The 6,119-nt window shown below is 71.9% G+C and carries 7 protein-coding genes and 1 pseudogene; 5 read left to right on the forward strand and 3 right to left on the reverse strand.

Features of this window, described 5'->3' with window-relative positions; all coding sequences use genetic code 11:
* The first annotated feature begins 40 nt into the window (after positions 1-40).
* A complete protein-coding gene (locus IEY86_RS17925; protein WP_189132715.1) occupies positions 41-298 on the forward strand; it encodes a DUF1876 domain-containing protein in 258 nt (85 codons plus the stop codon).
* Between the two features lie 65 nt (positions 299-363).
* On the opposite strand, the gene IEY86_RS17930 is transcribed toward IEY86_RS17925, so the two are convergent.
* Together IEY86_RS17930 and IEY86_RS17935 are read right to left on the reverse strand one after the other, a co-directional pair.
* On the reverse strand, positions 364-882 hold the full coding sequence (locus IEY86_RS17930) for a flavodoxin domain-containing protein (RefSeq protein ID WP_189132716.1): 519 nt from the start codon (positions 880-882) through the stop codon (positions 364-366).
* A gap of 30 nt (positions 883-912) precedes the next feature.
* Positions 913-1,581, reverse strand: coding sequence for a DUF4389 domain-containing protein (locus IEY86_RS17935; protein ID WP_189132717.1), 669 nt, complete (start codon positions 1,579-1,581; stop codon positions 913-915).
* Between the two features lie 243 nt (positions 1,582-1,824).
* On the opposite strand from IEY86_RS17935, the gene IEY86_RS17940 reads away from it, so the two are divergent.
* From IEY86_RS17940 to IEY86_RS17955, 4 genes are all read left to right on the forward strand, one after another.
* Entirely contained in the window at positions 1,825-2,697 is an 873-nt protein-coding gene (locus IEY86_RS17940; protein ID WP_189132718.1) for a universal stress protein, read from the forward strand.
* A gap of 85 nt (positions 2,698-2,782) precedes the next feature.
* Entirely contained in the window at positions 2,783-4,324 is a 1,542-nt protein-coding gene (locus IEY86_RS17945) for a bifunctional aminoglycoside phosphotransferase/ATP-binding protein (RefSeq protein ID WP_189132719.1), read from the forward strand.
* Positions 4,325-4,457: 133 nt separating this feature from the next.
* A complete protein-coding gene (locus tag IEY86_RS17950) occupies positions 4,458-5,153 on the forward strand; it encodes a CBS domain-containing protein (RefSeq protein ID WP_189132720.1) in 696 nt (231 codons plus the stop codon).
* Between the two features lie 60 nt (positions 5,154-5,213).
* Positions 5,214-5,906: a helix-turn-helix domain-containing protein gene (locus tag IEY86_RS17955; protein WP_229698528.1), complete on the forward strand. Its 693-nt coding sequence runs from the start codon at positions 5,214-5,216 to the stop codon at positions 5,904-5,906.
* A gap of 88 nt (positions 5,907-5,994) precedes the next feature.
* On the opposite strand, the pseudogene IEY86_RS17960 reads toward IEY86_RS17955, so the two are convergent.
* A pseudogene (locus tag IEY86_RS17960) lies at positions 5,995-6,119 on the reverse strand (DNA-binding response regulator); the annotation flags it as partial.

Here is a 6,119-nt window from a genome sequence, read left to right on the forward strand (position 1 = left end):
CGGGCTGGGGACGAGTCAGTGATCGGCAGGGAGCGGCAGCATGGCAAGGACACTGGAGTGGAAGGTCCGCCTCTACCTCTTCGAGGAGGAGGGGACGACCAAGGCGCGTATGACGGTGGACACCGGGGCCACGGTGCTGACGGGCCGTGGAGCGGCTCGGTGCAATCCCTGTGACGCGGACGTACCGGAGATCGGCGACGAGCTCGCCGCGGGCAGGGCCATGGACGATCTGGCGCACCAGTTCCTCAGTGCGGCGGAACGCGACATAGCCGGTGTGGAGCGCGCGGCCGCGGGGTGAGCGCGCGCATCCCGGCGCAGACCGTTCGGCGCCGAGCAGGTGGGCGACCGGTCGGTCGGGGCCGGTCAATGGGTGGTGGGCCCCGTGTCTCTCAGGTGGTGGGCGATGCCGTCGGCCCATGCGTCGATCTCCTGCCAGTTCCTGAAGTCTCCGTAGCGCCCGCGCATGAGCCGGTACGCCAGCCGCCCGGCACGCGGCAGGTGCTCGGGCCGCACGGCACCGGCGAACAGGCGGTGGTCGAGTGGGTGTGCCGCCTTCCTGAAGTCGGCGACCTCCTGGGGCTCGGGAGCCTTCGCCTCCCACCTGCCGCCCATCGCCCGGGCCAGGCCGACGCTGAAGAGCCACACGGGCCGGGAGGCGAGGACGCCGCTCTCCCGGCGCAGGAACCGCGCTGCCTCGGGCAGCCAGGCGCGGTCGTGGATGGCACTGCCGAGCACGGCGGCGTCGTAGGCCGCAGCCTCCTCGACCAGTTCGAGGGATCGCACATCGACTCCGAGACCGCCGTTGCCCAGGCGTGTCCCGATGCGCTCGGCGACACCGCGTGTGGAACCGAAACAGGTCGCGTATCCGATCAGCACCAGCACACCGCACCTCACTGCCTGGTGGAGACGATGTCACACCGCGGGCTTGCCGGCGATGTCGACGCGGACCGGTTCGGCTCCTCCCATGTCGAGACGGAAGGGCGGGTAGACGTCGGTCATCAAAGCCGCGTAGGCGGCGACCCGCAGTACCCACCTGTTGAGCCCGATCAGCAGGTCGAACAGCCCGGTCGGGTAGCGGCTGGTGGCGGCGAGCGCGACCCCCGCGTACAAGGTCAGCAGCCCGATCAGGCCGGCGTACCGCCCGGCGCCCCATCCGCCGCCGAGGAAGAGCCCGACCACCAGGTAGTGGGGAATGGCCAGGAGCCACCACTTCACCAGCACGAGCCCGCGGGAGAGCTGCTCGGGGTAGGCCACTTCCAGGTGGGTCGGATAGTCCGGGACATCGCTGATCGTGAAGGGAGGGTAGCGGTCGGTGCCCAGCGTGCCGTACGCGTAGTAGGCGACCCGCCAGTTCCAGCGCAGGACGCCGACGTTGAAGTCGAAGATGCCCCGTGGATAGCGCCCGGTGAACAGGATGGCGAAGAAGGCCACCACGGTGAGGAGCACGAAGGCCAGCCACAGGAAGAACAGGATGATGTAGTGCGGGACGGCCAGCAGCCACTTCACGAGCCAGAGCCAGCGGGACAGGACCGGATCGAGTGCCGCGTTCAGACGCACGGGTTGGGTCGGGTCCGATGACATGCCGACCGCCTCCTTCACGACGGGAGTGGTGTACCTGTCACTACCACCCTCCCGCGTCCCCGCCCGCGTGGCCTGCGGGCCGGGCGGGCCGGGCGTACGGCCGTGCGGCATTCGGGTGAGTACCCCCATGGGCCCGGGGCGGGGACCAACGGCCCCTGCCGCCGCTGCCGTGCCTGCGGTCACGCTGGAGAGGAGGGGATTCCGACCGCCGCGTGACGGCGGCGCGACAACGGAGGTAGAGCCATGGAGCCAGTCGTCACAGTCGGCCTGGACGGTTCACCCGAGAGCGTGACCGCCGCGCACTGGGCCGCCGGCGAGGCACGGCTGAGGCACGTGCCCTTGCGCCTGGTCCACGCCTGGGTCATGGCGCCACCCGCCACGGCCGGCGTCCAGGACGCGGATGTGCAGGACCACTGGGCCACCCGCATCGTCCGCGACGCGGCGAAGGAGCTGCGCGAGGACTTCCCGGGCCTGGCCATCAGCGAGGAGCTGGTGGCCAAGGACCCGGTCGAGGCGCTGCTGGCCGAGGCCGAGCACTCACAGGTCCTCGCGCTGGGCTCGCGCGGTATCGGCCCCATGGCTCACTTCTTCCTCGGAGACATCGCACTCGACGTCGTGAGCCGGGCGGAACAGCCGGTGGTGCTCGTGCGGGGCGCGGAGCGGGAGGCGGGCGAGCCCCTGTTCCCGGGCGGCGGAAACGTCGTCGTCGCACTGAGGCTCCACGGGCCGAGCGAGAGCCTGCTCGAATTCGCCTTCGAGGCCGCACGGCGACGGGGAGCCCCCGTCCGCGCCCTGCACTCCCGCGCCCTGCCCCCTCAGGCGTACGCGCCCTGGGGTGTCGGCCCCGACGCCGCAAAGCACCTGGCCGACGACGCACGCGAGGAGCTCAAGAAGGCGCTCGCACCGTGGCAGAGGAAGTACCCCGACGTACGGGTGATCGAAGAAGTCGCGCTGGAGAGCCCCGCCCGTGCCGTCGTGCGAGCCGCGTCCGGGGCCGATCTGCTGGTCATGGGGCGTCGGCGCAAGAGCCCGGCCTGGTCGCGCCGCATCGGCACCGTGGTGCACGCCGCGATCCACCATGCCACCTGCCCGGTCGCGGTCGTCCCGCACGACTGAGACCCCGCGCGCCGCGCACCGTGACACGGCGCACGTGATCGCCGACTGTACGGCGGAACGGAGGCCAACGAAACGGAGGCCAACGATGAGAACCTCTCCCGAGGAGAGCCTCGGGCGGGCCGCCCCACAGCTGCCCGCCGAAGTGAGCGAGACCCACGTCGCGGTCGTCTTCTTCGTGGGGGACCGCGCCTACAAGCTCAAGAAGCCGGTGGACCTGGAGTTCCTGGACTTCACCGGCCTTCCCGCCCGGCGGAACGCCTGCGAGAGGGAGATCGAGCTCAACCGGCGCTTCGCTCCGGATGTGTACCTGGGGCTGGCCGAGGTGCTGCTGCCCGACGAGGGCCCGGCCGAGCCGCTGGTCGTCATGCGCAGGATGCCCGCCGAACGCCGACTCGCCCAGCTGGTCGTGAGCGGTGCCCCCGTGCGGGATCCCCTGCGCGGTGTCGCCCGTCTGCTCGCGGCCGTGCACGCGAAGGCGCCCCGGCACGACGCGGTCGTCGCGGAGGGGACCCGGGACGCTCTGCGCTCGCGCTGGGAGGCGAGTTTCGCCCAGGTGGCCGAGCTGGGTGAGGCCGACGGTGCGCCCGCGGGCGTATCCGAGATCGAAAGGCTGGTGCGGCGCTACCTCGAGGGGCGCGAACGCCTGTTCGTCAGACGGATCGAGGAGGACCGCATCGTCGACGGCCACGGGGACCTGCTCGCCGACGACATCTTCTGCCTCCATGACGGTCCGCGGGTACTGGACTGCCTGGAGTTCGACGACCGGCTGCGGTACGTCGACGGGCTGGACGACGCGGCGTTCCTGGCCATGGACCTGGAACGACTCGGAGCGCCCGAGTCCGCGGCCTTCTTCCTCGCCCGCTACTGCGAGTACTCCGGCGACCCGGCACCGCCGTCCCTCTACCACCACTACGTCGCCTACCGGGCCTTCGTGCGGGCCAAGGTCGGCCTGTTCCGCGCCCGTCAAGGCGCCCCGGGGGCACTCGGCGAGGCCCACTGGCTGATCAAGGCGACCCTGCGCCACCTGCGCACCTCGGCGGTGGGCCTGATCCTCGTCGGCGGCCTGCCGGCCAGTGGGAAGTCCACGCTGTCCGGCGCGCTGGCCGACCGGCTCGGCATCACGCTGCTCAGCAGCGACCGGCTGCGCAAGGAACTGGCCGGGATCCCACCCGAGAGTCCCGCACCCGCCGAGTACGGCCGAGGCCTGTACAGCCGGGAATGGACTCGCCGCACCTACGGAACTCTGCTCGATCACGCGTCCGTACTGCTGGAGTCCGGTGAGTCCGTCGTGCTGGACGCCACCTGGATCAGTCGTGAGCACCGCAAAGCCGCCGCCGCGCTTGCCCAGCGGGTCGGCGCGGACCTGGTGCAACTGAGGTGCGAGGTGCCGGCCGACCAGGCGGCCACGCGTCTGAGCGGCAGAGCGCCCGGCGCGCCCGGCGTGTCCGACGCCGACGCGGCGGTGGCGGCCACGATGGCCTCGAAGGAGGAGCCATGGCCGGAGGCCGTCGCCATCGACACCAGCGGACCGCTGGACGCGGCCGTGGGGCGGGCGGTCGCGGCCGCACGTCCCTTCGGAACCGAGCAGGCGGCTGTCTTCAGGCGTCCATACATGGAGCCGGACTAGGGCTGGACCAGGGCCTGTCGGCCCCCAGCCGTACCCACGCGGTCCCTGGGCACGCAGCACCTCGGGGCGCAAGGTGGTCAGGGATGCCGGAGAAGCGGCACCCCGCAACGTTCGTACCGGGAAGGGACTGGCCATGCAGCACCGAACCGTCAGGGACCTCATGACCCACGCGGTCGTGCGGGTGCAGCCGAGGACCTCGTTCAAGGAGGTCGCCGAGCTGCTCCACGAGTACGACATCACCGCGGTGCCCGTCGTGGACGCCGACGACCGTCCGCTGGGCGTGGTCTCCGAGGCCGACCTGCTGCGCAAGACCGCCGGGCATCCCCTCGACACCGCGCCCAGCGCCTCCGGCCGCGCCGGCCGAGCGCGGCCGGGGGCGACGGTGGCCGAGGAGCTGATGTCCAGCCCCGCGGTGTGCGCGAGGCCCGGCTGGACCGTCGTCCAAGCGGCACAGGTGATGCAGGAGAACCACATCAAGCGCCTTCCGGTGATCGACGACACGGACCGGCTCGTCGGCGTGGTCAGCCGGAGCGATCTGCTGAGGGTCTTCCTGCGCAAGGACGACGCCATCCGCGCCGAGATCGTGGAGGACGTCGTCGTCAGGACGCTGGGTGAGGCCCCCTCCACCATCGGCGTCACCGTTGACCACGGCAAGGTCGTTCTCAGCGGCAGCGTCTGCCGCAAGGGCACGGTCCCGGTCCTTGTACGGCTGTGCGAGGCCGTGGACGGAGTGATCTCGGTGGACGAGCGCCTGGGATGGGAGCTGGATGACGCCGGATCGGGCTCCGCGCCTGCGCCTGCGGCCGGCTCGCGTTACGCCGGGCGCTGACGGTTACGGGCCGTGGTCGGCCCCGCTGGACAGCAGTGATGTGGGAAGAGGTGGTTGGCCGTGCCATCCGAGGCAGCATCGGCAGGCGCCGCTGACGCGGTGCACTCCAACCCGGGAGACATCGGTCGGCGCATCGCGCGCCGACGCGACCAACTGGGCATGAGCCGCGAGGAGGCGGCGGCCCGGGCGGGCATGGCGCCCGGATACCTTCAGTACCTGGAATCGCAGCCGGGCGAAGTGAGCACCGCCTGCCTGCTCCGCCTTGCCGGGGCACTGGAGACCACCATGGGCGAACTGCTCGGCGGCGGCGTCGACCTGCCGCCCGGCCGGGGGGACTCGGCTCAGCGGCCCCGCTTGGACGAGCTCGATCCCGCCGAGTGCCGGACGCTGCTGTCCACGCATGGGGTGGGACGCCTGGCCGTCACGACCTCCGAAGGCCCCGCGGTCGTGCCCGTCAACTACACGCTGGTCGACGACAGCGTCGTCTTCCGGACCGCTCCGCACGCCCTGCCGTCACAGGCCTCGGGCAAGGAAGTGGCGTTCGAGGTGGACCACATCGACGACGCGCTCAGCCAGGGCTGGAGCGTGCTCGTGGTGGGCCGGGCGCAGCAGGTCACCGATCCGGAGGAGGCACGCGGACTCGGCGAGTTGGCGCGCAGCCGCCCCTGGTGGTCGCCCGAGAGCCGTGACCTGTGGATGCGGATCACTCCGAGGCGCACCACCGGCCGCCGGATCCGCGCCGGGGGCCAGTGACCCGAAGCGATGCAGCGCAGCCCTCCGCCCAGGTCGGGCGGGGGGCTGCGGTCGGGCGGGGGCCGCGTCGGTGGCGGACCGGACCGCGTCAGCGGCGGGGCGAGGAGGGCTGGTTCCCGCCGGGCCGGGTGACCTGGGTGGCGAGTACGGCCGCCTGAATGCGCCGCTCGACGCCGAGTTTGGCCAGGAGGCGGGAGATGTGGTTCTTGACGG

The sequence above is a fragment of the Wenjunlia tyrosinilytica genome (genome assembly GCF_014646055.1).
GTDB classification, from domain to species: Bacteria; Actinomycetota; Actinomycetes; order Streptomycetales; family Streptomycetaceae; genus Wenjunlia; species Wenjunlia tyrosinilytica.

What these genes read in the sequence shown, in the direction of transcription:
- IEY86_RS17940 (WP_189132718.1), top strand. Translation starts at nt 1,825, where the DNA reads ATGGAGCCAGTCGTCACAGTCGGCCTGGACGGTTCACCCGAGAGCGTG.
- IEY86_RS17935 (WP_189132717.1), bottom strand. Translation starts at nt 1,581, where the DNA reads ATGTCATCGGACCCGACCCAACCCGTGCGTCTGAACGCGGCACTCGAT.
- IEY86_RS17945 (WP_189132719.1), top strand. Translation starts at nt 2,783, where the DNA reads ATGAGAACCTCTCCCGAGGAGAGCCTCGGGCGGGCCGCCCCACAGCTG.
- IEY86_RS17950 (WP_189132720.1), top strand. Translation starts at nt 4,458, where the DNA reads ATGCAGCACCGAACCGTCAGGGACCTCATGACCCACGCGGTCGTGCGG.
- IEY86_RS17925 (WP_189132715.1), top strand. Translation starts at nt 41, where the DNA reads ATGGCAAGGACACTGGAGTGGAAGGTCCGCCTCTACCTCTTCGAGGAG.